20 protein-coding genes are annotated in these 26225 nt (G+C 36.1%); 1 reads left to right on the top strand and 19 read right to left on the bottom strand.

Features of this window, described 5'->3' with window-relative positions; genetic code table 11:
- Window positions 1–13: 13 nt before the first annotated feature.
- The 12 genes from BLQ66_RS08870 to BLQ66_RS08820 form a co-directional block, all read right to left on the bottom strand.
- Complete coding sequence (locus BLQ66_RS08870) at window positions 14–1501, bottom strand: hypothetical protein (RefSeq protein WP_074521847.1); 1488 nt, start codon at window positions 1499–1501, stop codon at window positions 14–16.
- Complete coding sequence (locus BLQ66_RS08865; protein ID WP_051195395.1) at window positions 1485–2549, bottom strand: ATPase, T2SS/T4P/T4SS family; 1065 nt, start codon at window positions 2547–2549, stop codon at window positions 1485–1487. The genes BLQ66_RS08870 and BLQ66_RS08865 overlap by 17 nt, the downstream gene beginning before the upstream one ends.
- A 14-nt stretch (window positions 2550–2563) precedes the next feature.
- A complete protein-coding gene (locus tag BLQ66_RS12055) occupies window positions 2564–2740 on the bottom strand; it encodes a hypothetical protein (RefSeq protein WP_155885947.1) in 177 nt (58 codons plus the stop codon).
- A gap of 311 nt (window positions 2741–3051) precedes the next feature.
- On the bottom strand, window positions 3052–7494 hold the full coding sequence (locus tag BLQ66_RS08860; RefSeq protein WP_074521846.1) for a polysaccharide lyase domain-containing protein: 4443 nt from the start codon (window positions 7492–7494) through the stop codon (window positions 3052–3054).
- 385 nt (window positions 7495–7879) lie between these two features.
- Entirely contained in the window at window positions 7880–8215 is a 336-nt protein-coding gene (locus tag BLQ66_RS08855; RefSeq protein ID WP_074521845.1) for a DUF5640 domain-containing protein, read from the bottom strand.
- A 51-nt stretch (window positions 8216–8266) separates the two neighbouring features.
- Complete coding sequence (locus tag BLQ66_RS08850) at window positions 8267–9319, bottom strand: D-alanine--D-alanine ligase family protein (protein WP_074521844.1); 1053 nt, start codon at window positions 9317–9319, stop codon at window positions 8267–8269.
- Between the two features lie 82 nt (window positions 9320–9401).
- Complete coding sequence (locus tag BLQ66_RS08845; protein WP_074521843.1) at window positions 9402–10775, bottom strand: citrate/2-methylcitrate synthase; 1374 nt, start codon at window positions 10773–10775, stop codon at window positions 9402–9404.
- A gap of 23 nt (window positions 10776–10798) precedes the next feature.
- The gene (locus tag BLQ66_RS08840) at window positions 10799–11404 is read right to left on the bottom strand and encodes a DUF1653 domain-containing protein (protein WP_074521842.1); all 606 of its coding nucleotides are present in this window, start codon (window positions 11402–11404) and stop codon (window positions 10799–10801) included.
- 258 nt (window positions 11405–11662) lie between these two features.
- The gene (locus BLQ66_RS08835) at window positions 11663–13543 is read right to left on the bottom strand and encodes an NAD(P)/FAD-dependent oxidoreductase (protein WP_074521841.1); all 1881 of its coding nucleotides are present in this window, start codon (window positions 13541–13543) and stop codon (window positions 11663–11665) included.
- 107 nt (window positions 13544–13650) lie between these two features.
- Window positions 13651–14118: a LysR family transcriptional regulator substrate-binding protein gene (locus BLQ66_RS11800; RefSeq protein ID WP_083330327.1), complete on the bottom strand. Its 468-nt coding sequence runs from the start codon at window positions 14116–14118 to the stop codon at window positions 13651–13653.
- A gap of 3 nt (window positions 14119–14121) precedes the next feature.
- Window positions 14122–15501, bottom strand: a complete 1380-nt coding sequence (locus BLQ66_RS08825; RefSeq protein WP_074521839.1) for a UDP-N-acetylmuramoyl-tripeptide--D-alanyl-D-alanine ligase — start codon at window positions 15499–15501, stop codon at window positions 14122–14124.
- A 39-nt stretch (window positions 15502–15540) separates the two neighbouring features.
- Window positions 15541–16566, bottom strand: a complete 1026-nt coding sequence (locus BLQ66_RS08820; protein ID WP_027431165.1) for a D-alanine--D-alanine ligase — start codon at window positions 16564–16566, stop codon at window positions 15541–15543.
- Window positions 16567–16728: 162 nt separating this feature from the next.
- On the opposite strand from BLQ66_RS08820, the gene BLQ66_RS08815 reads away from it, so the two are divergent.
- Window positions 16729–17631, top strand: a complete 903-nt coding sequence (locus BLQ66_RS08815) for a PHP domain-containing protein (protein WP_074521838.1) — start codon at window positions 16729–16731, stop codon at window positions 17629–17631.
- Window positions 17632–17706: 75 nt separating this feature from the next.
- On the opposite strand, the gene BLQ66_RS08810 is transcribed toward BLQ66_RS08815, so the two are convergent.
- From BLQ66_RS08810 to argC, 7 genes are all read right to left on the bottom strand, one after another.
- A complete protein-coding gene (locus BLQ66_RS08810) occupies window positions 17707–18306 on the bottom strand; it encodes a hypothetical protein (protein ID WP_074521837.1) in 600 nt (199 codons plus the stop codon).
- 92 nt (window positions 18307–18398) lie between these two features.
- A complete protein-coding gene (locus BLQ66_RS08805; RefSeq protein ID WP_074521836.1) occupies window positions 18399–19604 on the bottom strand; it encodes a class I SAM-dependent rRNA methyltransferase in 1206 nt (401 codons plus the stop codon).
- Window positions 19605–19612: 8 nt separating this feature from the next.
- The gene (locus BLQ66_RS08800; protein WP_074521835.1) at window positions 19613–20836 is read right to left on the bottom strand and encodes a sugar ABC transporter substrate-binding protein; all 1224 of its coding nucleotides are present in this window, start codon (window positions 20834–20836) and stop codon (window positions 19613–19615) included.
- Between the two features lie 179 nt (window positions 20837–21015).
- Complete coding sequence (locus BLQ66_RS08795) at window positions 21016–22200, bottom strand: aspartate aminotransferase family protein (RefSeq protein ID WP_074521834.1); 1185 nt, start codon at window positions 22198–22200, stop codon at window positions 21016–21018.
- A gap of 15 nt (window positions 22201–22215) precedes the next feature.
- Window positions 22216–23127, bottom strand: a complete 912-nt coding sequence (argB, locus tag BLQ66_RS08790; protein WP_074521833.1) for an acetylglutamate kinase — start codon at window positions 23125–23127, stop codon at window positions 22216–22218.
- 87 nt (window positions 23128–23214) lie between these two features.
- The gene (argJ, locus tag BLQ66_RS08785) at window positions 23215–24444 is read right to left on the bottom strand and encodes a bifunctional glutamate N-acetyltransferase/amino-acid acetyltransferase ArgJ (protein WP_074521832.1); all 1230 of its coding nucleotides are present in this window, start codon (window positions 24442–24444) and stop codon (window positions 23215–23217) included.
- Window positions 24445–24925: 481 nt separating this feature from the next.
- The gene (gene argC, locus BLQ66_RS08780; protein ID WP_074521831.1) at window positions 24926–25972 is read right to left on the bottom strand and encodes an N-acetyl-gamma-glutamyl-phosphate reductase; all 1047 of its coding nucleotides are present in this window, start codon (window positions 25970–25972) and stop codon (window positions 24926–24928) included.
- Window positions 25973–26225 lie beyond the last annotated feature (253 nt).

The following is a 26225-nucleotide window of genomic DNA, read 5'->3' as shown; positions in this document are numbered from 1 at the left end:
CTTTATCTGCCATCTATAGATATCTTGTGATAATAAGTAGCATATCTGCTGAAATCTTAAAGGCTGCAAAAAATGTTGGCAAATACTCTAAGAATTTCAAGCTGCTAGTAATATCGCTATATCTTTCCTCATCAAATTTCTGAGAAATCTCATTGTTTCTTTTAACCAATACATTAATAGTCTCATCTGCACTTTCATTTTCCATTTCACCAATGGAATATAGGGTTCTTATGGCAGATGAAACATCAAGACAGTTAAACTCTGATAAAAACTCATAATAAGGATTTACATCTAAGGGATTTATGTCGATTTTTTCCAAAAACTTTTCTAGCTCTTCTTTAATAATAATGGGACAATTTCTTAGACTTTGTTCTAGCGCTACATATAAAGGTGCCTTTGAAAGCCCAAGACTTAGGTCACGAAGCCAGCTAGTAAAGCCTTCTCTTAAATCATTTACCGCAATCTTTTTAGCTCTTCTCTTAGCCGTTACTGGATGTATAAGAATAAAAATAAGGGAAATTAATAGATAGATAGAAATTATCTCTAGTTTTAAAATTAAGCAAATTATTGCTGCAAGTAAAATTATTACAATTAAAGGAATGCTTATTAGATATAGGCTTTTTGTGCTCTTTTTAAAGGCTAAGTTATAATTATCCATTATCTTTTTATCAGACCTTATGCTCTTTAAATAATCCCCTTTATAGCTAGATAAATTCCAGCTAAGAAAAGCTATGGAAAGTATTAGGAAAATGCTTGTTGAAATGTTATATGAAAGATCTTTTGTAATATCAATTGGATTTTGTGAAAAACGATTTAAACTAAGGCAAAGATAAGAGGTAATTAAGGCAAGTCCTATACTTATAAATAAACCGATTGTTGTATCTCTTCGTATCTTTTTAATTTCTTTTTGAAATTTATAGACACTACTAACCCAGTTATCAAAGTCATAATTTAGAACTTCTAAGGAATTTCTTGTATTACCGCCCTTCTTTTCTACCGCCATTAAAAATTTATGTAAAGCCCTCATTCTATCGCAACCATATTCGGCTTCAATGATATCAAAGGCGTCTTTGTACACATTTTCACCTACACCAAAGGAAAGTTCATCAAGAGCTTTCTTTATACAAGTCTTTAACTTGCCCTCGCTAATCTTATAGCTATCCTTAAGGGCCCTGTCGATTTTAGAGCTACGTCTAAAGGAATAAAGCATCTGGTGTAAATAAATATCCACGTCCTTAAACTTATTCTCATTACTGGCTGCTAAATATTTTCTTCTAATAATTATTGGAACTTGTGTTAAAAAGAAAACTGCCACAAGGCAATTAAAAAATAGACCGATTTTAAATAAAAGACAAAAAGAAAAGACTAATATAAAGCTTAAAAGCATTAATAGTAAATACAGCTTTAAATTAAAGCCTTTAGTTCTTCCTTGGCTCTCTGTATCTTTATAAATATCCTTTTTTATCTGCTTATAGGAGAAATAATTAATTATTCTCTTCATAGAATAAATCTCCTCCCTTTTGGCTAACAAATGGATCAACGATGCCGTATTTTAAAAATTTTTCTTTGATTTCCTCTGGAAGCTCTTTTGTAATTAATTTACCATTATCATAAATCAGATAACACTTATTCTCGTTATTCTCTCTTACTAAAAAGCCTAGCTGGCTAATTCTTCTTTGTTCAAATTTATCACATTCCACTAGGCAAACTAGGTCGATATACTGATAAATGTTATTGATAAATCTATCTGAAACTCCCGAGTCTCTAAGCATATTAAACATTCTATCTGGCATATCACGAACATCATCAAGATGCATTGTAGTCATACAGATAGCTCCTGTAGATAAGCTATTTAAAAGGTCTAAAACCTCCTCGCCTCTTGATTCTGAAAGTAAAATCCAATCCACATTGTGTCTAAGGCCAGCTCTAATAATGTCTGCATAACCAAGCTTAGAATCCACATAAAACTCCACACATTTTTTGTGAGGATTAAGTTTTCTATAGTGAATTTCCTGATTATCCTCGTATACGCCTACCTTTTCCCTTGCCGGTATAAATGTGGACATATACTTTAAAAGTTCTGTCTTTCCCGCATGTGGCTGACCACCGATTACAGTAGTTAAGTGGGCTATGGTACTATTTTCAATAAGGGCTAAAATCTCCTCACTGCAATAATTAGACTTTATTAAAGTCTCATGATCAAATCTTAATTTCTCAGGGATTTTTCTGATGGCAACACTTTTCTTGCCGGTTCTTGACTCGTGCCAAATAGAAATTCTAAGGCTTTCTGTGTTGGCTTCCAAAATTGGATGAATTCTATTAAAGGCAACTTCCATAATATTTGCTAACTTAATAGATAAGTTATCTAAGAATTTATCTGAAATCTCTTTTGAAGAAATGCGACATCCTCTGCCAAGTTCTGTAATCCAAAGGTTATATCCATCCCATTCAATATCCGTTATATTATCATCATTAATTTCTTCAATAAGCTCGCTAAAGAGCTCTTCTTTTCTATAACTTAGGGCTCTATTTAATTCTTCATTAATCATTAAGCAAACCCTCTTTAGTTAGATTCTGCATCAATTGCATTATAAATCTGATTCTCGTAAGAGATGCTATCAACAGCTCCCTTTGTCTTTGTTGAAACGATTGTTACTACAGCGGCTGTTAAAAGTGTAGCTGCTAAAACTCCTGCTAGGGCAATAATTACCTTTCCGTAATGTTCAATAATATCATGCATATTATTTCCTCCTTGATTTAACTTTTGTAAAATATTAATTTAAATAAAAATGAAAATTGTTGCGACTTGCAACTAAAGAAAATGATTACGGGTGAAATATTAACATAGGATTTTGGATATGTAAACTAGGGAAATGAATTGTGTCGTTTTTTTACAATCTGAGAAGTGCCCATGGGTGGGGGAAGTGCTCGCACACAACTAGTGAATCGCTTTGCAATTAACTACAAAAGCTACAAGAAGAAGAGAGGCGCCAATTGGCGCCCCTCTAAATTTGGAAGTCTATGATTATAAGTTATACTCTTGTTAGCAAATTATTCCTCAATTCTTCTCTTTTTTACTAAAACAACTGCACCCATGCTTAATGTTAACATGATAACTAATGGAAGCACTGGATTTGTATCAGCTGTATTCTTATCTGTTGTTGCTGTCTCTGATGTAGCTGCATCGTTTGAAACTACTGCTGAAACATCTGCTGAATCTGCAGCGATTTCTGTAACTTCGATTTCGCCTGTAATATGATCTGTATCAGCTGCAACTTCTTCCTTTGCTGGATCTACTGTAGCTGCTGCAACTAATGTGAAATTAGTAGTTGCATTTCCATCTGTTGAAACAATTTCAACGCTATGGCTACCATCTGCTAATGTATTAAGGTAAGCAGCCTTTACAGTTACGATTGTAGAACCTGATGCAAGTGTGTAATTTTCTTCATCAACAATTACACCATCAATCTTAAGCATTTCAAACTTGCTAAGATCAGCTGAGCTTCTAAGAACTAAATCCTGACCTTTTTCAATTGTCTGATCTGCACCATCTAACATTTCATAAACAACTGATGCTGCTTCAAATGTTGGCTGTAATGACTTAGCTGCATCTGATGTTACATCAAGTCTTGCACCTGAATTTGATGGAGCTGAACTTGTAAGAACAAGTAAGCCATGCATGTTGATTGTTCCATCTTCGTTTCTTGTAGGAAGATTTGTAAGGTCTACATTTTCAAACCAATCATCAGTAACTACAACACCCTGATTATTTCTTGATTCGCTACCATTGTAGAGGTAGTTATTCTCTGTTAAGAGTGAGTAAGGTACTAAATCAGCTGTTGTTGAGTTCTCAGTAGATGTTACAGAAATAAGTCCTGAAACAATCCATTCCTTAACTAAGCTATCCTTAGTGTTAAGACCTACATTATAAACGCCTTCATCACCTACTGCATTACCATAAGATGTACAATTATAAACCTTACAGTCTGGGCAGCTGTTAGAAGTAATACCCTTACCAACATTACCAAATGTTACTGAGTTCTTTAATACGTGGCCACCCTTCATGTATGAACCACCAAGCTTGAATCCATTACCTTCACCGAATTCATATCCAGCTGCTGTAATATCATCTGTTGTTAACCAACCATTGTTATAAGCTACACAGTTGATAATCTGTACTTCGCCAATTTCACCAGAAATTGTCTTAGCAAATAAATCCCAACCATCATCGATATTGTTATGACCAATACAGCCATAGAATACATTTCCTTCACCTGATGTAAGCTTTGCAGCAAAACCATCAGCATCATTTCTACCGCTATCGCAGTTATCAAATGATTCACAGTTCTTAATTAAGTTATATGATGGCCATAATAATCCGCTTAAACCAGCTTCTCTTTCTGCACCATCTACTCTACTAATCTGAATACCAGTGTTCTTAGAGCCTTCTACTGTACACATTTCAATTGTGTTATAGTTACCACCAACCTGGATACCTACTGCATTTGGATAATAAACATGAATTCCATAAATATCCCAGTAGCTACCTGTTAAGCTGATACCCATGCCATCAAAAATTACCTCTCCAGCTGTTTCTGCTACTAACTTAATGTGCTTATCAGCTGTACCTGACATAGATCTTGAAATCTTTAATGAGTTACCCTTGTAAGTACCATTAAGCATTAAAATGTACTGACCAGGCTGTGCATAATTTACAGCTGTCTGTAAATCCATTGGATCTTCCTTAGTACCAGCTGCTGTTGTACTACCGTCTGCTGATACATATAAAATCTCGTTAACATTTCCTACTGTCTTATAAGATACAGTGATTGACCCCTGTAATGTCTGATAAGATGTAAGTTCCTGAACCTCTGGTCCATCTGGTGTAAAGTCATACTTAATTGTATTAGTTGCAGATGTAAGTTCAACTGTTGTTCTTAATACTTCATTAGCTGCTAAATGTCCTTCGTAAGCTACTGAACCATCAACATTGTAAACAACAATATTTCCTGAAGCTGTTGGAGAATAAATGAATTCATAATCCTTAACAGATGAAATATTTGTTGAGTAAATTCTACCGCTTGCTGTGCTAACACTAGAGTCTGAAGCTTCACCAACACCTGTTGAATCAGATGTTTCAAACTTAATATCAGAAATATTAACAGATACCTTTCTAGCTACAAATACACCAATTGTAATTGAGCCATCTTCCTGTACTGTAAGACAAGAAAGATCTAAGCTAGAAACTTCTACTCCATTAACTGTTGATACCCAAGCATCATTAGTCTTTTCAAGTGTAAATTCATATGAAGCGCCTGTAGTAAAGTTAGCTGTCTGACCATTAGCTTTCTGCTGATTTGTTGTACGAGTTACGCCTGTATAATCTGTTGTATCAATAGATGAGTAACCTGTAATAATTCTCTGTCCGATGAAACCAGCCTTAGCTGAGAACATCTGTGTTGATACAGAGTTAAAATACTTATGAACATAATCTGGTGTTCCCCAGAAATTATAACCTAACATATCACAAGCAATGATACCAAAACCTGTCTGGTTATCAGGTGTAAGTGATGTATCTGTAATAGTAAATGTAGCTGATAACTTAAAGTTTTCAGTGTTAGGATTTACTGTTGTGTAGTAGTACTGGAAGCCTTCCTCACCATCTGAAATCTTACCATTTGAAGCACCAGCGATTTCAATTGAACCTGATGTATTAGCTACATTTGTAACATCCTCAACTAAGCCAACCTTTTCTGTAGCTGAATCCTTAGATGAAATGTTAATAGATTCTGTTCCTGCTTCTGTTGTAATTACTGCATTTGTTTCCTGGGCAGAACCAACTGTTGCAATATTCCAAACTCTATCATCTTCTTTATTGATTTCAACGCTAGTCTTAGTTGTTGTTGCAACATAGCCATCAGAATTTCTTGTTGCGTTAATCTTAAAGTCGTATGTGCCTTCTGCAAGTGTTACTGTTGCATTAGCATCTTCTGTAGATGTAAGTAATTCGTAATTTTCTGAGTCTGAACTCTTAGCATATACATCATACTTATCAGCATCTTCAAGATTTAACCAATCAAGATAAACTGTTCCATCATCATTAGTAATGATAGATTCAATAACTGGTTCCTTAACAGCTAAAATATAACCTGTCTTAAAAACTTCATCAGAATACTTAACTGCCTCACCAGCTCTTTCAGCTGCTACTACAGCCTTGTAGTTACCACTCCAAAGTGGAGTAAATGTAGCTGACTTTGTTGTATTATTCTTAATTGTTACTGTATCTACTTCATAATATGTGCCATCTTGCTCGTAGTATAAAGTTACCTGTAAGTCATCAGCACCTGTTATAGAATCAACATTTCCTTCAAAGTTAACTACAAGATTCATTCCTGATTCTTCAATTGAAGTTACCTTTGGAGCCTCTACCTCATCCCAAGGAGTCTGTTCAGCTTCGCTAATTGGGCTAAACTTTGCCTGCCATATTTGAATCTTTGATCCAGATACATAAGCATAATATGTCTTTCCTGCTGTTACATCAAATGTTACAGTATCATAAAGAGATGCATTTATATCAGCTGTTACTGACTTAAGAACTGTACCATCACTATCAACAACATATAGTGTCTTACCCTTATTAATCTTAGCATCTAATGATACTGAACCATTAGCTATAGCTGTATATTCTAAATATGTACCCGAAGTAGGAATTGCACCATTTCCGCTACCATTAGCTAATGCCTTAACATTTGCACCGGCAATTGCTAAACCATCTGTAAATGTACCTGAATCAGTTGCAGTTGCATCATTCTTTGACCAACCATCACCTCTTAAAATAAAGCCCTGAGTTGCAGTAGCAGAACTAGTTGTATTAAAAAGACTTTCAGCATCTACTGTAACTTCACTAGCCTTAAATGTAGCCTGCCAGATCTGAGCCTTTGAACCAGCTACATAAGCGTAATATGTCTTACCACCTGTAACTTCAAAGGTAATTGTGTCATATAAAGATGACTCTGATCCTGCTGTTTTTGATACAATAATATTTCCATCACTATCAACAACGTAAAGAGTCTTGTTCTTACTAACCTTTGCATCCATTGTAAATGTACCGTTAGTAGTTGCAGTGTATTCTAAATATGCACCTGATGTTGGAATTGTGCCTGCTCCACTACCATTTTCTGTAGCTTTTGCAGTTGAATTAGCCTTTGCTAATCCATCTGGGAAATAACCTTCATCTGAAGAATCTTCAGTTAATGTACTCCACAAACCTACTAATCTAAGATTTGAGTCTGCATCAGCGCCGATTGTAGCACGAAGATCAGCAGCAGACCATGTAACTAATGAGCTTTCACTGCTTGCAGTTGCAGCGTAAGCAACGATACTTGACTGATTTCCAACGTAAAGATATGTTGGAACTAGACTTGTGACCATGAGAGCAGACATAACTGATGCGGCAATTCTCATAGCCTTATACTTCTTAAAGTTCTTAATCATAAATACCTCCCTAATTAATACTAAAAAATGCTCCGTCCCTTAGCATTTTTTAATCTAGTGGTGATAATTGGTGCAAAATATGTGTAAAGCCACCCCGCGAAATACCTTGTTCACCAATAAATCAACCAGCTAGATATATTCACCAAGAATTTAAATTCTCGATAGGTATTATTATACATATTGCACATAAAAAGTAACACCCTCTAAAATGGGGGTATTTATACAAAAAAGTTCACTTAGGAAAATTTACCATTTTTCTTTTTAAAAAAGATTTGTATTAGTGCAAAATAGCAAAAGGAGCTAACAAAGTAAAACTTTATCAGCTCCTTAAATAATCAATTATTCTCTTATAAAATCAAACTAAATTGCCCAACACAAGTTAATTTTACTGCTTAGTTAACTCAATAGTAACATTAGCATCATCTGTTAACTTTAATGTCTTATCTGACAATTCATAAGTATACTCATCTTCTTCTGTTGTACCAAGAAGAGTCATAGTAAGTGTAATTGTGTCATCTTCAACCTTATATTCAAATGGCACTGAAACGCCACTTAAATCAAGAGAACCTGTTCCATCCTTTTCAAAAACAAAAGTATAAACAATATCATCCTCAACCGATGTCCATGTACCAACAACTGACTTGCTTCCGCCACATGCAACTAATGTGAAAAGTAAAACTGAAGCAAAAATAACAGTTGTCATTTTCTTAAAAGTCTTCATATTATTTCCTCCAAATTTATATTAAATAGAATACTAATATACCTAATTTAGCTAGTTTTGTCCATTATTATGACCTATATAATATCTAGCTTTTTTAATAATTATATCAATTAACTGATCATAATAAATGTCATCTGCTGCCGTCATATTTGGATATACGCTTGTATCTAACATATTTGGGAGACTATTGATTTCAAGTAAGTAAATTTCTCCCTCATCACTCATAATCAAGTCAGCCTTTGCATAGATATCCATATCAAGGATGTCGCAAGCCTTTTCCACTAAGCGTTGCATTTTCCTAGCTGTATCCTTATCAAGATTAGCAGGACAAATCTTCTCGCTTTCCATGTCTGGATCCCACTTGCTCTTATAATTATTAAAGCCATCCTTTGGTCGAATCTCCATAACAGGAAGCGCCTTGCCATCAAGAATACCTACAGAGAACTCTCTACCCTCTATGTACTCTTCAACGATAATCCTATTGTCGAAGGAAAATGCATCTTGAATCGCTCTTGTTAACTCTTCGTCGTTATTTACCAAAGATACGCCAATACTTGAACCTGTACTACATGGTTTTACAACACATGGATAAGGAACATATTCTGCCTTGTGGCCCTTCTTTAACATAAAACCCTTTGGCATTAGAATACCTTCTGGTACTAATACCTTTTTTGTAAGATATTTATCAAGAGATAGTAGGCAACTCATCTGACTTGAACCTGTATATTTTACATCTAATAAGTCAAAGACTGCCTGAATATGTCCATCTTCACCAACCTTACCGTTTACAGACATAAAGACTAAGTCGGCTTTTCTACATATATCGATTACATTTTCACCAAAAATACCAAGTTTACCTTCTTGTCGTCTTATTACCTCGTCATGAACTTCTGAGGTCCTGTTCTTTAAAAGCTTAATCTCTTTTTCAAGGTTATTGTCCTCCTTAAAAAATCCATCCACTCTTTCGCTATCAATGCCAAAGAACAAGTCCAAAATATTAGCTTCATGACCTAATCTACGTAAGCTTGAGCAAATGTTATATGCCGAATATAAAGACATGTTACGTTCGCTGCTTACACCCCCAGTTAAAACAACAATTTTCATAAATCCACCTCATTCTCGTTAGATGTTAAATTGTTAAATCCCTTAAACAAAGATTACTACAATATTAAATATATTTCAAGTGTTATCTATCTTCTAGTGGTATATAGTCTCTTCTCTCCTGTACATTCATGTAAGCTGGTCTAATAATCTTACCGCAGTTGATTAACTCTTCAATTCTATGAGCTGACCAACCTGAAATTCTAGCAATGGCAAAAATTGGAGTATAAAGTTCCATAGGAAGTCCCAACATTCTATAGGCAAAGCCTGAGTAGAAATCCACATTTGCAGAAACACCCTTATAGATTTTTCTTTCTTTAGCTATAAGTTCTGCGGCAATTTTTTCTACATTTGTCATTAAATGATACTCTTCTTCCATACCTTTTTGCTTTGAAAGCTTCTCTACATAGCCCTTAAAAGCTCTAGCTCTTGGATCTGATAGAGAGTAAACTGCATGACCCATTCCATAAATAAGTCCTGTTTTATCAAAAGCTTTTTTATGTAAAATGAGATCAAGATATTCTGCTATTTCTTCCTCATCTGTCCAATCCTCTACATGTTCTTTAATGTCCTCAAACATCTTAACGACCTTAATATTGGCGCCACCATGCTTTGGTCCCTTTAAAGAGCCAAGGGAAGAAACCACTGCCGAATAAGTATCTGTGCCTGAAGAAGTTACAACATGAGTTGTGAAGGTAGAATTATTACCACCGCCATGTTCTGCATGTAAAACCAAAGACACATCTAGTAACTGGGCCTCTAGCTTAGTGTATTTGCTGTCTGCTCTAAGGAGCCACAATATGTTTTCAGCAGTAGAAAGATCCGGTCTTGGCTCGTGAATTATAAGGCTACCGCCAACCGTTGACTGTCTATAGGCAATGTAGCTATAAACTGCAAGTAAAGGAAATTCTGAAATCAACTGCATACACTGTCTAACTACGTTAGGAAGGGAAATGTCATCCGCCTTATTATCATAAGAATAAAGCATAAGCACACTTCTAGCTAAGGCATTCATAATGTCCTTACTTGGCTTCTTCATAATAATATCTCTTACGAAGTTAGGTGGAATCTGTCTGTACTCCCCTAACATCTCTTTAAATCTGTCTAGCTGTGGCTTTGATGGAAGTTCTCCAAACATAAGCAAATATGTCGCTTCCTCAAAACCAAATCTTTTCTCCTGTGTAAATCCCGCTATAAAATTTTCAACATCTATACCCCTATAATATAGCTTTCCATCGCAAGGATGGGATTTTCCGCTCTCGTCTGTAAAACTTGAAACGATTTCGCTAATTTCTGTAAGTCCGGTTAAAACACCTTTACCATTTAAATCACGCAATCCTCTTTTTACCTGGTATTTCTCATATAAGGGTTCGCTAATTTTGTTGTTTGAACGTGCTTTGTTGGCTAACTCTTTAATGTCCTGTGTAACAAGGGAAAAGTTCTTTTCTGTAATCTCCATTCATGTCCTCCGGTTCTTTAATTTTATCGTCTAAGTCTTCCTCCCTCATACTTAGTATGAGCTTGCAAAACTGCCTTTAGTGACCTAACTCTATCTGCTAAGCTACCCTTCTCTACTACAATATCAAGGGATTCTGCAAATAAATCTATCAAATCATCATTGATATTATTATTTAGCAATAATAGAGCATCTAATTTATCTTCATATTCCTTTGAATCAAGGAATTTTTCTACTAAGCTAGCGATTCTATCTTCCTTTGAACTAGAATCTGTCTCTGGACTTGTAGCTTCTGCCACTGGTTTTACAGCTTCTGCCTGGCTTGCTGCTGCCGAACCTTCTTCTGCCTTTGAAAATGTAGCTTCTGCCTCATCTATTGGGCTTACATTTCCAAATTCATCTAGTGAAACCTGGCTAAATCTGTACTTTTGCTTAACCTCTGGATATTTCACATGGTCTACTTCACTCATAAACATATCAAGAGGTCTTACATACTGCTTAAAATCCCCATATAAAGCCTGATATAAAACTAGGGCCTCCTTTGTTTCTGAATGGTAAACTATATTATCTACTTTATATAATTTATTTTTAAAATGCTTATAAAAGCCACCTATAACTAGTTTTCTTGACATTATAAAATTACCTCCATATCAAATCTAAATATATTTTACTATAATTCAGTGTTATTTACAAATCAACATGTATAAATTTTGGAATAAATTTATCCTTGCTTAATAAATATTTTACATAGAAATCTTGAATATTGTGTTAAATTAGGATTCTTTAATAGAAATAAATAAAAAAGAATCCTAGAAAATTTACTTTCCTAGGATTCTCAATCATTATCTTTATTCTAATCTATGATTTTGTAATTAATTTACCGCTAGAAACTATAATTCAAAGGCCATTTCAAAACCTGAACGTACAGCCTGCCATACAGTTCCACCAACACTTGAGCAATCACCAATAACATAAGTCTCAGGAACAATGTTCTTTAACTCATCAACTAAGGCTGTCTTTGGTCGCTGTCCAAAGGATAATACAACATTATCGCAAGGAAGCACCTTTTCTCCATCCTTATTAGAAATCTTGATACCTTCACTTGTTACATCAACTACCTTTGTATTGCAAATGCAAGTTACCTTATTAGCCTCTAGTTTTTGAAGAAGTGAAGTGCTATTCATTACTGATGCGCCATTACCAAGCATTGACTCATCAATCATATCTACAACTGTTACTTTCTTTCCTGCAAGTGCATAACCATAAGCTGCCTCAAGGCCTGTAAATCCGCCACCGGCTACGACTACATTTTCACCAAGAGAGTCATTAGTTGCTTCTCCAACCCACTGTAACTTATCAGTGCCTGTTGCACTAAATTTAGGAATGATTGGATCAGAACCCACTGCAATAATTAAAGCGTCTGGATTTTCCTTAGTAATTAAACTAGCATCTGCCTCAGTATTTAACCTAACTTCGATATTCTTATCCTGACAGACAGTTCTAATAGACCAATCAAGGTAATTTCTTAAATCCTTCTTAAATTCTTCCTTAGCAGCTCTAATAAAGTTTCCGCCTAGTTCTGAAGACTTCTCAATTAAAATGACTTTATGACCTCGTAAGCTAGCTGTTCTTGCAGCTTCAAGACCTGCAGGACCAGCACCAATAATTAAGACCTTCTTAGAGTCTGCCTTCTTCTCAACTCTACCAAAGTACTCTTCTCTACCAATTAAAGGATTTACGCTACATCTAAGGTCGTGAAGTTTTCCGTGTGTCTGATTTATACAATTATTGCATCTAATACATGGACGAATTTCATCCGCCTGGCCTCTTCTAAACTTTTCAACACAGTATGGATCTGCAATAAATGGACGCACCATAGCTACCATATCTGCTGCTCCGCTATTAATAATCTCCTCAGCGTTAAATACATTATTACCGCCAACAACGCTTACTGGCTTAGATAAAACCTCCTTAAACTTTTTAGCATTTTCCACATTAATCATCTTCTTATCATAAACCGTAGGGAAAACATAAGGTAAATCTTCATTATTCTCTAAGACACCACGAGAGATATTAAAGATATCCACGTAATCTTCAATAGCCTTTGCAAATGCAATCTGGTCTTCAACAGTTAAGCCATCCTTTTGCATTTCCTCACCTGAAATTCTATATTCAATAGCAAGCTTATCTCCCACCTTTTCTCTAATGCCTTCTAAAATTTCACGAATGATTCTTGTACGATTTTCAAAACTTCCACCGTATTCATCAGTTCTCTTATTAGTTGATTCTCTATAAAAAGCAGCTGGTACAACCCCGTGGCCACCGTGAATCATAATGTAATCAGAACCAATGGATAGAGCATTAACAGCACCTTCAATAATTCCCTTTTGATAGTTGTGAATGTCATCAACTGTATATGTATTAACAAGGACTTCCGCTGGAATAAACATTTCCTTAGCGCCAATAAGTTCCCAACCAATTCTTACATCATACTGGTGTGCAAGCTCAACCATATTCTTATAACTGCTAAGCAAAAATGGATTGTGCATATATGGCACTGGTGCTGGACCGTAATCTAAGTTACAGTTTGCAGAACCTATTGTTACCATACCAACTCCGCCACGTACTAGATTTCTAAAATGCATCATCTGCTTATTATCAGCAGCTCCATCCATTCTAAATAAAGCATTACCGTAAGGTGCACATTCCAATCTGTTTTTTACTGTCATCTTACCAATCTTTAACTGACTAAAAATAACTGAATTATTCATATTCGTCCTCCTTGATAAATTTTTATCAATATCTTCTTTTTTTATTATAAACTCTTTATTCAAAAAGGGAAATATACCAAAAAGGAAAGGAACACCATAACCATAAGTTATAGTGTTCCAAAATAGTCTTTTATATATGATAAGAACTTCGTTCCTAAATTACTTATATGATTTTCCTGATAAGCTAGTACATAGCTTGGATTATGATGAGTCTTATTAATTGGTACTGCTACTATACCCTTTTCCTTTATTAGTTTAGAGCCTGCAATAGCACTTGCCTCTCCTAAAACCACTAAAAGAATTAACTCATCTAGATTATCCACTTCTTTTTTGATTTTTGCCTTATATCCGTCTTTTTGGCAAGCAGTCATAAAGTCATCATAATATTGCTTACTAAAATTCTTAGATAAAATAACTAAATCCTCATCTTTGATTTGCTGTATAGAAAGGCTTTTTTCCTTGGCTAGTGGATGTTTATTAGTTGTTATAAAACATATCTTATATCCATGTAAGAATTCATATTTGATTTTTTCTTTGTTTTTAAAAATGCTTTCAAGTCCGAAACATAAATCAATCTGTTAAAAATTCTTTAACTCTTCCACTAACTCTTCAAAATGCATTCCATGAGATGCCTTAACTAAGATGCTATCATTCTCCTTAATTAAGTTAGACATCTGGCCTCTAAATTCATCCTTTGTATTAAAGTGATGAGCTTCCTTAGCGCCTTCTAAGCCTTCATAGATATTCTTAGCTAAATCACCAATTGTAAGAACAAGATCAATGTCCTTATCCTTAATATATTCGCCAACGCCTCTGTGAAGTTCCTTCTCCTCAGTGCCAAGCTCAAACATATCACCAAGAAGGGCAACCTTTCTTGTATTAGCCATAGCTAGTACATCGATGGAAGCCTTCATAGAAACTGGATTTGCATTATAACAGTCATCAATAACTGTAAGCTTTCCTGTCTTAATGATGTTGTTTCTACCAGCAATAGTCTTTAAATTAGAGATACCTTCAATAATTTCTGATGAGCTTAAGTTAAACTCGCAGGCAACAGCAGCTGCTGCAAGGCAGTTAAGCACCATATGACTTCCTGGAACTGGGCATGTTACAACAATTTCGCCAACGCCATCGGCTGTCTTTAAATTGTGCATCTTAAATCTAGTGCCATCAAGGCCTAGACTTTCAATCTCATCGGCATAAATGTCATTTTCCTTAGATTCACCAAAGAAAATTGGCTTACTGCCCTTAACTTCCTTTACTGTAGCTAACTTATCATCATCACCATTAAGAATAGCCTTTCCGCCTTCCTTAACGTAATCAAATACTTCTGTCTTAGCCTTTAAAACACCGTCTCTGTCCCCGAGATTCTCAAGGTGGCAATAGCCAATGTTAGTAATTACTGCAATGTCTGGTCTTGCAATCTTAGCAAGTCTAGTCATTTCATTAAAATCGCTAATTCCCATTTCAAGAACAGCGATTTCTGTATTATCTTCAATTCTAAAAACTGTAAGTGGTAAACCAATCTCGTTATTGAAATTACCAAGAGTTTTTAGAGTATTATACTTAGTTGAAAGTACAGAATAGATTGTCTCCTTTGTACTTGTCTTACCAACTGAACCTGTGATTCCAACTACCTTAAGCTTAGTTAGATTGCCTCTATAAAGTGTGGCAAGGTCCTTTAGGGCCTGAAGGCTAGATTCCACCTTAATATATGCCCCCTTTGGATTAGTTAATTCCTTTTCTGAAATTACGCAAAGGGCGCCCTTATCAAAACAAGAATCAATATAATCATGGCCATCACTTCTCTCGCCCTTAATGGCAATAAAAAGTCCATCTTCTTCAACTTTTCTACTATCTATTGTAATAGAGCTAACTTCTCTATCTTCAAATGACTCAGGGGCGTAAACTACACCATTTACAGCCTTAGCCATCTCCTTAACTGTCATGCCCTTCATATTACTTCTCCTATAATCAGACTCTTAGTTTATAATCAATTATCTATTAATTGAAAGTTCAACTACCTTCTGAGTTAACTCATCAAAGCTAATTCCAGCCTCGCTTGCCTCATGTGGAAGTAAGCTTGTAGGTGTCATACCTGGAAGTGTATTAATTTCAAGGCAGAAAATGTTATTATTCTCGTCAAGTAACATATCAACTCTACCATAAATAGTAACTCCAGCTACCTTTAAGCACTCAACAGCCCAGTGCTGCATCTGCTTTGTAATCTCATCTGAAAGTTCTGCTGGGCAAACATGCTTAGTTGCGCCATCTGCATACTTATTCTCATAATCATACCAACCCTTTAAAGGAACGATTTCGATTACAGGGAGAGGCTCGCCATTTAATACACCTGCAGAGAACTCTCTACCCTTTACATATTCCTCAACTAAAACTGTATCATCTGATTCAAAGGCATAATCAAGAGCCTTAGATAATTCAGCTTCAGAATTAACGATAGATACACCTACAGATGAACCACCGTTAGCTGGCTTAACAACACATGGATAGAAAGGATTAGCAAATTCTTCACCCTTATGAAGAACAATTCCCTTAGGCATTGGGATGCCGTTTGGAACTAATACCTTCTTAGTTAAGTCCTTATCCATAGAAATTGCACTACTAAGGGAATCTGTACCTGTATACTTAATATCAAGTAATTCAAAAGTACCCTGAATCTTACCATCTTCACCATTAGCACCGTGAAGTCCCATAAATACTACGTCTGCTTCCTTACAAAGCTTTAATACATTAGGACCAAAGAAACCTTCTCTAGTTTCCTTTCTTCTTTCAAGTTCAGCCTCAACACCTGCTGTCTTAGCCTTTAACTCTTCTTCTAGCTTAGCTAAATCATTCTTCTCTAAAAAGAATCTAATCGCTTCTGCATCATCTATACCATAAAAAACATCAAGGACGTTAGCCTCATGTCCATTTCTTCTTAAACTTTCACATACATAGTGGCTTGTTACCAATGAAATATCTCTTTCTGTACTTGTACCACCTGCTAAAACTACAATCTTCATACTTGCCTCCTAGGTCAAATTTTACTTTTCTAAAAATTTTGCACCATGGTTTAATATAGCACTTGAACCTGATTAATGCAATAAAGTAAAAATCTTATTAAGTCTGAATTTTTAGGGTTGTTTTATGATAGAATAGATTAAAGATAATCGGAGGTAGTAACTATGAGAGCAGTAGATTTACATACACATTCAACCTTTTCTGATGGTACTAAAAGTCCAAAGGAACTTCTTGAAATTGCTATAGAGAAAAATCTTGCAGCCATTGCCCTAACAGATCACGACACCCTAGATGGTATTGATGAAGCACTTTTAGCCTGCAAGGAATTAAATGAATCAAAGGAGCATGAGTCTATTGATTCTTTAACAAATAAATCTCATCCTATTGAGTTAATTCCAGGAGTGGAGGTTAGCACTCACTGGGATAAATGCGAAGTGCATATTGTTGGTTTATTTGTTGACCAGCACAATAAAGAATTTTTAGACTTTCTAGCAGTTCAAAGAAACTCTAGAGTTAATAGAAATATTCAAGTTTGTAAAAATTTTACCGATATCGGTATCCCACTTACATACGAAACCATGTTAGAGCTCTATCCTGATGCTGTTATTACAAGAGCACATTTTGCAGACTATCTTGTAAAAAACGGACATGTAGGAGATAGAAACGAAGCTTTTGATAGATATCTAAATCCTGGAAAGCCTGCCTATGTCTCAAGACAAAAGGTGGACCCTAAAGAGGCTATTAAATATATTCATAGGGCTGGTGGCATTGCAATTCTTGCCCATCCTATTCTTTATCATCTAGGAGATGTTGCTTTAAATAAGTTGGTTTTAGAGCTTAAGGAGGCTAGCCTTGATGGCATAGAGGCACTTTATTCAACTTATAAGCCTGCAGATGAAAGACAAATCAGAGAAATCGCAGCTAAATATGATTTAATGCTATCTGGTGGTTCTGATTATCACGGAGATAATAAGCCACATATTGACTTAGGGGTTGGTATGGGGAAGTTATTTATTCCAGAGGAGATTTTAGAGAATTTAAAAGCCTATAAAAATCAAAGATTCTAATTTAAAATGTCAAGACTCGCTACAAAAGGCGCGGTAACTAAGTTTAAACTTAATTACCACGCCTATTTTTTATCCTTATTCGCTTGTGGTCTCCCCACTTTCAGTGCTAGCATTTTCATCATTATTAGAAATTATAGTTAAAAATTCCTGCAACTGGGAAGAGGCACTTGTAAAGGCATAGACATATTTTACATTGTAGGATTTATCCGCATCCATGTTGCCATGCCAGGTGCAAACCCTTACATCATCTACTAGCTCGTTTGTAAAGCTGCCGCTACCATTAGTATAAATCACGGTCTTTTTATAAGTTCCGTCATCTTGTTGGTTGTAATTGGTCTTTTTTGCATTTGCATAACTAATGTGTGTGGCGGAAGCATCCACAGTGGCGGTCATCTCCCAAAGATTAAAGTAGGACTTATCTTCATTTGAAAATATAATCTTAATCTTTAGATAATCCCCATCCGGCTCCATATACATACAGGAATAATCCCCGAAATCTCTATATTCACCAACAAATTGCAAAACCTCAATGGGACTTGCCTTAGTAGTTGTCTCTTCTTGTGTTGACTCAGTTTCAGATTCTGTCTCCTCTTCTGATGCGCTTGAAGAACAGCCCCATAAGGAAAAACTAAGCAATAAAAAAAGTGATAAAATCATATACTTTCTCATCTTCATAATCTACTCCTTTTCGAATAATTATGAATATACTATATATATGATTTTACCACAAATTGTTTATTATAAAAACTATTAAAATGACCTTAAAACTATAATTCTTCTACAACCTGGAAGATATAGAACTTAAGATATAAGCTCTCATCAGCTGACCAAAGAATTGGATGGTCTGGTGACTGAGTTCTGTATTCTATCTGACGGAGTCTCTTGTGTACTGATCTAGCAGCTTCGTGAATTGTCTTTGTAAATGTATCTGGGTCCATGAAGTGTGAGCAAGAACATGTGGCAAAATAGCCGCCATCCTTAACTAACTTAAGGCCCTTCATATTGATTTCTCTATAACCCTTAATGGCCTTCTTAATTGTGCTTCTAGACTTTGTAAAGGCAGGTGGATCAAGGATTACTACATCAAAGCTCTCGCCCTCTTCTACTAATTCTGGTAATAATTCAAATACATCTGCGCACTTAAAAGTTACAGTGTTCTCAAGACCGTTTAGCTTAGCATTTTCTCTTGCCTGATTACAACCAAGCTCTGAAGCATCAACACCTATTACTTCCTTAGCTCCTGCAATACCTGCATTAAGTGCAAAGGAACCTGTATGAGTAAAGCAATCTAGGACTCTTGCTCCCTTACAGAACTTCTGCATAGCAAGTCTATTGTATTTCTGATCAAGGAAGAAGCCAGTCTTTTGGCCATCCTTAACATCTACGTAATACTTAACGCCATTTTCTTCAATTAAGACTTTAGTGTCAAACTCTTCACCAATAAAGCCCTTTGTACGCTTCATGCCCTCTAATTCTCTAACCTTAGCGTCACTTCTTTCATAGACACCACGAATTGGCATGTCTAATTTTTCCAAAGCCTCTTTTACCTTTTTTATAATTACAGGCTTCAAGTTATCAATACCAAGTGCTAGTGACTCTACAACTAAAACATCACTAAACTTATCAATAACAATACCTGGAAGGAAATCTGCTTCTCCAAAAATAAGTCTGCAGCTAGACATATCTACTGTCTTTGTTCTGTAATCAATAGCTGCATTAACTCTTTTCTCAATGAAGGCCTCATCAACATTTCTCTCAAATCTAGATAACATTCTAACTGTAATCTTAGACTTTCTGTTAATAAAACCAATTCCCATAAAGAAGTCATCAAAGTCATGGACCTCAACTAACTTTCCGTCAACTACGCCTTCAGAAATCTCATCGATTTCATTATCATAAACCCAGGCGCCACCTGACTTAATAGTTCTTCCCTCTCCCTTTTTTAACTTAACATAACCTGTAATTGTAAACATAAAATCACCTACTTAGTATATTTCTCTACTACCTTTGCAAATGTATCATAGGCAGTATCTACGCTTTCACCGTTCCAAATCTTGTGAAGCATTATTTCATATTGAGCATAAATCTCATCAATGCCTGCATACTTAGGCTTGACTATAGATTCTGAATAAATCTTGTGTAAGCTCTTAATAACAGAATCCTTTGAAACATCTCCTCTTGCACAAGCAAGGTTTGAAAGGAGTGTTACATTTGACGCATAATCATAAGAAATTGCCTTAGCAACTGCACGGGCTACATCATATTCCTTAGAATAAGGATTTACAACAGCCATTGTTGTTGTAGATAAAGCCTGACTTTCAAGGCCGTCCCCTAAACTTGGAATTGCACAAACTCCGTACTTAACTGATGTATCTAGATTCTCAATCTGAGATGCTGTCATAATTGAGTAAGCCACTCTACCTTCTGTAAATAAAGACTGATACTCATTTAACTTATCTTCATCAGTTGAAAGACCGTACTCTTCCTTTAGTCCCTGATACTCTGTTAAGGCCTTCTTTAGAGCCTCTTCGTTATTAATATAGATATTAGCTGTGTCCATGCTATCGCCTTCAAAACTAATATACTTACTTGCAAATGGATAATTTGTCAATAATCCTGAAGCATCATAAGCAAATGTCATAGCTAAATTATCTGTTGTCTTAAGGCCTGATAGGTCAGAAGCTGGAATCTCATCAAAGCTAGTAACTGCATCTGCATAGACCTTATTATAAACAAGGGCTGAAGTTTCATAAGTCACTGGATAACCATATAAAACATTATTATAAGAAGAAGACTCAAGACCTGCCTTTCCATAAATGTCCTCAGTATAAATCTTGTCATATTCGTTATTCTCAAGCATAAGACCTAGTAAATAAGCCTCTTCCACACTATCTGAAGAACAAAGGTAAACATCACAAGCATTGTCATTTCTAATTGACTGGTCGTAAATGTACTGAATATAGTTAGATTCTGAAATCAACTCAGGCTCAATAGTAACCAATTCATTAGTAACATTAAACTGCTTAGCCACATAATCTAAGTACTTAGTATAGGCATCGTCGTTATACCAAACCTTTACTGTTACTTCCTTTTCAAGCTCTAAGCTCTTAGCCGCAAGGCCTGTCTGTGAATCTGAGCATCCTACTGTTGAAAATATAGTCACAACACTTAAGGCAAGCGCTGCAAATTTCTTTAAAATTTTCATAAATCCCTCCATATTTAAGTTGTAAATTCTAGTATCTATAAAACGGAAACCTTTCCATAGTTCACAAAATCAAAAAACCTAAGGCACAAATTTTTGCACCTTAGGTATTATACTCTATTCTTAGCTATTTTTACAAGGTTGTTAAGATTTCTTACTATTTCGCCTTTAATAAGTTCTAACTAAAAACACTTTTTTAATTTTTCAATCATCTCGTCAACATTTTCCTTAGTAATCACAAGTGGTGGAACAAATCTGATTACATTAGTTCCAGCCGAGAAAAGAATAAGTCCATTATCAAGGGCCTTAGAGATTACATCCTTAGGATTAATTGATAGCTGTAAGCCCTGCATTAAGCCCATTCCACGTCTCTCTACTACGCAGTCAAACTCAGCTACTAATTCCTCTAGGCGTTTCTCAAGATAAGCACCCACTGTTTTTACATTTTCTAAAACCTTATCCTCTTTGAAAATGTCTAGCACCACGTTAGTTGCTGCAGTTGCAAGAGGGTTACCACCATAAGTAGTTCCATGATCTCCTGGTACTAAAGCTGCTGCCACTTCTTCCTTAGCAAGGAATGCACCAACAGGAATACCGCAACCAAGAGCCTTAGCAGAGGTTACGATATCTGGCACCACTCCGTACTGCTGATAAGCAAACATAGAACCGGTTCTACCCATACCACACTGGATTTCATCAAGAATAAGTAAAATGCCCTTTTCATCACAAAGCTTGCGAACTTCCTTAATAAAGCTCTCCTTAGCAGGATAAACACCGCCCTCACCCTGAACTGTTTCAAAAAGAATGGCGGCAGTCTTATCATTTACTAAAGCCTTAACACTATCAATATCATTAAACTTAGCAAACTTGATGCCTGGAATCATAGGACCAAAAGCCTCCTGATAGTGCTTGTTTCCTGTAACTGCCAAAGCACCCATACTTCTACCATGGAAAGAATGCTCCATAGCAATGATTTCTCCATCAGTGCTGTTGTTGTGCTTAAGATAGTAATACTTCTTTGCAAGCTTAACAGCACCCTCAATTGCCTCAGTACCTGAATTAGTAAAGAATACTCTATCCATGCCAGAGATTTCAGTAATTGCCTTAGCTGCCTTAATGGCTGGCTCATTGTAAAAATAATTAGAAGTGTGAATTAGATTATCCACCTGAGCTTTAATAGCATCGTTATATTTTTTATTATTGTAACCTAGGGCAAATACAGCAATACCTGCACCAAAGTCTAAATACTTCTTACCGTCTCTATCGTAGAGATAAACTCCATCGCCCTTTTCTAGGCAAATCTGATAACGATTATATGTGTGAAAAAGCTTCTCCTCTCCAAGCTTTAAAAGTTCTGTAGTATTCATAAAAATCTCCTTTTTCTAGCAAACAATGTCTGCATTATAGAATTTCTCTGCCTCTTCTGAAAGAATAGCTGTACCAATACCCTTATTAGTAAAGATTTCAAGAAGTAAGCAGTGTGGAATACGGCCATCTAAGATATGTACTCTTGATACTCCATTTTCCACAGCATCAATACAGTTATTAAGCTTAGGAAGCATACCTCCACCAATTGTGCCAGAGGCAAGTAAGTCCTTAGCTTCTGTTGTTGAAAGCTCAGAAATAAGGGAATCCTTATCATTAAAATCTCTATAAACCCCTTCAATATCTGTTAAGAAAGCAAGCTTTTCAGCCCCTACTGCTCTAGCAATAGCGCATGCTGCATCATCAGCATTGATATTATAAGCATGGTGATCATCACCAAAACCGATTGGGCAAATTACTGGTAGGAAATCATCCTTTAAAAGTGAGTGAATAAGAGTTGTATCAACGCTTTTAATGTCACCAACGAAACCAATATCTTCTCCGCCAGATAACTTCTTGTCAACTCTTAACATACCACCATCTTTACCACTAATACCGCAAGCCTTAATACCAAGCTCTTCAAGTAAGGATACAAGGCTTTTATTTACCTTATTTAGTACCATTTCTGCGATTTCCATAGTTGGCTCATCTGTAACTCTAAGGCCGTTAATAAACTTTGGCTCCATGCCTGATTTCTTAACCCATGAGCTAATTTCCTTACCACCACCATGCACGATAATAGGCTTAAAACCTACAAGTTTAAGTAGTGCAACATCTTGAATTACTTTCTTTTTTAAATCCTCATCCACCATTGCTGAACCGCCATATTTTACAACAATGATTTTACGATTAAACTTCTGAATATAAGGCAAAGCCTCAACTAAAATCTGAGCCTTATATAACTCTTCCTTCATGTCTATTGTAGTCATTTTCTTTTCCTTCCTTTTCCAATATCTTGATTATTATGAAAATGTAACTAGGCCTTTAAGTTTTCCTCTAACTTATAGGCGCTAAGTCTAGCTTCTATAATCTGCGTTAATCTTTACATAGTCAAAAGTTAAATCACAGCCCCAAGCAGTTGCGTCATATTCCCCATCTTTAACATTGCAAATAGCTGTTACTGGATTCTTTGATAGAATTTCACTGGCCTTTTCCTCACTATAGTCAGTAGCAACTCCATCCTTTACAATCTGTAACTTACCAGCACTTGATTCAAAGAAAATATCAACCTTTTCAGGATCAAAATCTCCGCCTGAATAACCAAGAGCACAAAGGATTCTACCCCAGTTAGCATCATGTCCAAAGATTGCAGCCTTAGTTAAGCTTGATGTAATAACGGATTTAGCTAAAATCTTAGCATCCTTCTTAGTCTTAGCATTTAAGACCTTAGCTTCAAAGAGGCAAGTACAACCCTCGCCATCTCCTGCGATTTTCTTTGAAAGCTCAGTTAAAACGTAGGATAAACCTTCATAGAAGTTCTTGTAATCCTCGTCCTTAGATACAATTTTTGCATTTTCTGCCAAGCCATTAGCCAAAACTAAAACTGTATCGTTAGTAGATGTATCCCCATCAACAGAAATCATATTAAAGGAATCATCTACAATAGCTGATGTAGCTTCCTGAAGTAACTTCTTATCAATTGCAGCATCTGTAGTAATAAAGCAAAGCATTGTAGCCATGTTTGGATGAATCATACCAGCACCCTTACACATACCACCAATAGTAACCTTCTTTCCAGAAAGCTCCACTTCAACTGCCACTTCCTTAGGCTTAGTATCAGTAGTCATAATAGCAACAGCAGCTTTGTTAGCAGCCTCTCTAGTCTCCTCTAAACTAGGGGCCATAGCCTTAATACCATTGCAAATCTCTGTCATAGGAAGCTGTGCACCAATAACACCTGTAGAAGCCACTAAACAAGAATTAACAGGCACTGAAAGTGCCTCACTAATAGCCTCAGCCTCCATAAGGCAAGCATCGTCGCCCTCTTTACCAGTACAAGCATTAGCAACACCAGAATTAATAACTACGGCTCTAGCTAAATCCTCACTATAAACTCTTGCCTTATCCCATTTAACAGGAGCTGCAAAAACCTTGTTTAAGGTAAATGTACCAGCTGTAACACAGCCAACTTTTGAAAAGATGAAAGCCATATCATCTTTAGTCGAATTCTTTTTAATCCCTGCATGAGTGCTAGCAGCAGCAAAGCCATTAGCTGCAGTAACACCACCATCGATAATCTTAACCATATTTCCTCCTATAAAATTACTCTTTTTTATTAATCCGCTAGGCAATAGCGAAGCGCATTTGCCGTATGGTATCGCTTCCCGGTAGTTTATCGTTTCCGGTAGGCAACAGCGGAGCGCATTGCCGTATGTTTATCTCCTCCCGGTAGTCCTCATCTCCCGGTAGGCAACAGCGTAGCGCATTGCCGTATGGTATCTCCTTCCAGTAGTTCCTCATTCCCGGTTTAATCCCCATCTCCGACGGGAGTTCCTCATCGCCGGGGGTGTTGTGTGGCGGTAGCAGGGGTGAAGCAGAGATGATTTTTTGGAGCCTTCTAAGGCCGTCGGCACTAGTTTTCCCTTCTTCACCAAGGAAGCGAAAGCTTCCACTTGGGGAAGAGCAAGGGAAAACTTAGTACCGCTACGAGCCTTAGAGCGCGCAAGCCTGCTCCCAAAAAATCAGTCTCTGCGCAACCTTGCGTCCATCCCCACACTCTCCCGGGGATTACGGAAATAGCGGAGCCATCTTTAGCCCTTCGTTCTCTTCAAACCCAAACATCAAATTCATGTTCTGAACAGCCTGACCTGCAGCCCCCTTTACCAAGTTATCAAGGGCTCCCATCATAATAAGTCTCTTAGTTCTTGGCTCAATCTTAAATCCGATATCTACAAAGTTGCTACCCTCAACCCAACGAGTCTCAGGGCAAACATCCTTTTCAAGTACTCTAATAAAGAACTCTTCGCCATAATATTTATCGTAAATAGCTTTAACCTCTTCGTAACTAACTTCCTTTTTAAGATTTGCATAAGCAGTTACCAAAATACCTCTATTCATAGGTACAAGATGAGGTGTGAAAATAAGCTTAATATCGTCTCTATTAACAGCGTAGCCTAACTGCTCTTCAATTTCTGGTGTGTGTCTATGAGTTCCAACGCCATAAGCCTTCATGCTTTCGTTGACCTCGCAGAAAAGGTTATTAACCTTAGCTCCACGACCAGCACCTGAAGTACCACTCTTAGCATCAATAATAATTGTATCTGGATCAATAATTCCTTCCTTAACCATTGGATATAATGTAAGAATTGATGTAGTTGTGTAGCAACCAGGATTAGCAATAATTCTTGTATTCTTATTTACCTTATGTCTATTAATTTCGCAAAGACCATAAACAGCTTCATTAATGAACTGTGGTGCCTTATGTTCTATCTTGTACCACTCCTCATAAGTCTTAACATCCTTTAATCTGAAGTCTGCAGATAAGTCAATGATCTTTGTTCTTGATAAAATGTCTTCATTAACTAAAGAAGCACATAAGCCCTGTGGTGTTGCTGTAAAGATAACATCAACTTCCTTTGCAAGTGCATCCATATTGTCATCTAAGCACTTAGCATCAACAAGTCTAAACATGTTTCTATATACATCAGAATATTTTTGATCAATGTAACTTCTTGATCCTAACCAAACAATTTCCACATCCTTATGTCCTAATAATAATCTGACAAGTTCGTTGCCAGCATAACCAGTCGCGCCTATAATTCCTACTTTTACCATAGTTTGTAGACCTCCCATGCATAATATTCATAATGAATGAATAAATATTCATTCGATAAGTTTCATTATAGCAAGTTTTTTTCAGATGTAAAGGGGTTTTGGCTAAAATTAATATTATGCATAAATATTCAAAAATAATGCATAAAAATACAAAATATGCATTTTTACTATTGCAATTTGAAATAATGTGGTATATCATAATGAACAAGAAGTTAGTTATTGCCGATAATAATTAACTTTTAGAATAGACAGG

Source organism: Lachnospira pectinoschiza (assembly GCF_900103815.1).
Classification (GTDB): Bacteria; Bacillota; Clostridia; order Lachnospirales; family Lachnospiraceae; genus Lachnospira; species Lachnospira pectinoschiza_B.
The sequence above is the reverse complement of the archived record's forward strand: the minus strand, read 5'-3'. Positions and strand labels throughout refer to the sequence as shown.

Excerpts from the sequence above, each read along its gene's own strand:
- BLQ66_RS08870 (WP_074521847.1), bottom strand. The coding sequence starts at position 1,501 with ATGAAGAGAATAATTAATTATTTCTCCTATAAGCAGATAAAAAAGGAT.
- BLQ66_RS08865 (WP_051195395.1), bottom strand. The coding sequence starts at position 2,549 with ATGATTAATGAAGAATTAAATAGAGCCCTAAGTTATAGAAAAGAAGAG.
- BLQ66_RS12055 (WP_155885947.1), bottom strand. The coding sequence starts at position 2,740 with ATGCATGATATTATTGAACATTACGGAAAGGTAATTATTGCCCTAGCA.
- BLQ66_RS08860 (WP_074521846.1), bottom strand. The coding sequence starts at position 7,494 with ATGATTAAGAACTTTAAGAAGTATAAGGCTATGAGAATTGCCGCATCA.
- BLQ66_RS08855 (WP_074521845.1), bottom strand. The coding sequence starts at position 8,215 with ATGAAGACTTTTAAGAAAATGACAACTGTTATTTTTGCTTCAGTTTTA.
- BLQ66_RS08850 (WP_074521844.1), bottom strand. The coding sequence starts at position 9,319 with ATGAAAATTGTTGTTTTAACTGGGGGTGTAAGCAGCGAACGTAACATG.
- BLQ66_RS08845 (WP_074521843.1), bottom strand. The coding sequence starts at position 10,775 with ATGGAGATTACAGAAAAGAACTTTTCCCTTGTTACACAGGACATTAAA.
- BLQ66_RS08840 (WP_074521842.1), bottom strand. The coding sequence starts at position 11,404 with ATGTCAAGAAAACTAGTTATAGGTGGCTTTTATAAGCATTTTAAAAAT.
- BLQ66_RS08835 (WP_074521841.1), bottom strand. The coding sequence starts at position 13,543 with ATGAATAATTCAGTTATTTTTAGTCAGTTAAAGATTGGTAAGATGACA.
- BLQ66_RS08825 (WP_074521839.1), bottom strand. The coding sequence starts at position 15,501 with ATGAAGGGCATGACAGTTAAGGAGATGGCTAAGGCTGTAAATGGTGTA.
- BLQ66_RS08820 (WP_027431165.1), bottom strand. The coding sequence starts at position 16,566 with ATGAAGATTGTAGTTTTAGCAGGTGGTACAAGTACAGAAAGAGATATT.
- BLQ66_RS08815 (WP_074521838.1), top strand. The coding sequence starts at position 16,729 with ATGAGAGCAGTAGATTTACATACACATTCAACCTTTTCTGATGGTACT.
- BLQ66_RS08810 (WP_074521837.1), bottom strand. The coding sequence starts at position 18,306 with ATGAAGATGAGAAAGTATATGATTTTATCACTTTTTTTATTGCTTAGT.
- BLQ66_RS08805 (WP_074521836.1), bottom strand. The coding sequence starts at position 19,604 with ATGTTTACAATTACAGGTTATGTTAAGTTAAAAAAGGGAGAGGGAAGA.
- BLQ66_RS08800 (WP_074521835.1), bottom strand. The coding sequence starts at position 20,836 with ATGAAAATTTTAAAGAAATTTGCAGCGCTTGCCTTAAGTGTTGTGACT.
- BLQ66_RS08795 (WP_074521834.1), bottom strand. The coding sequence starts at position 22,200 with ATGAATACTACAGAACTTTTAAAGCTTGGAGAGGAGAAGCTTTTTCAC.
- argB (WP_074521833.1), bottom strand. The coding sequence starts at position 23,127 with ATGACTACAATAGACATGAAGGAAGAGTTATATAAGGCTCAGATTTTA.
- argJ (WP_074521832.1), bottom strand. The coding sequence starts at position 24,444 with ATGGTTAAGATTATCGATGGTGGTGTTACTGCAGCTAATGGCTTTGCT.
- argC (WP_074521831.1), bottom strand. The coding sequence starts at position 25,972 with ATGGTAAAAGTAGGAATTATAGGCGCGACTGGTTATGCTGGCAACGAA.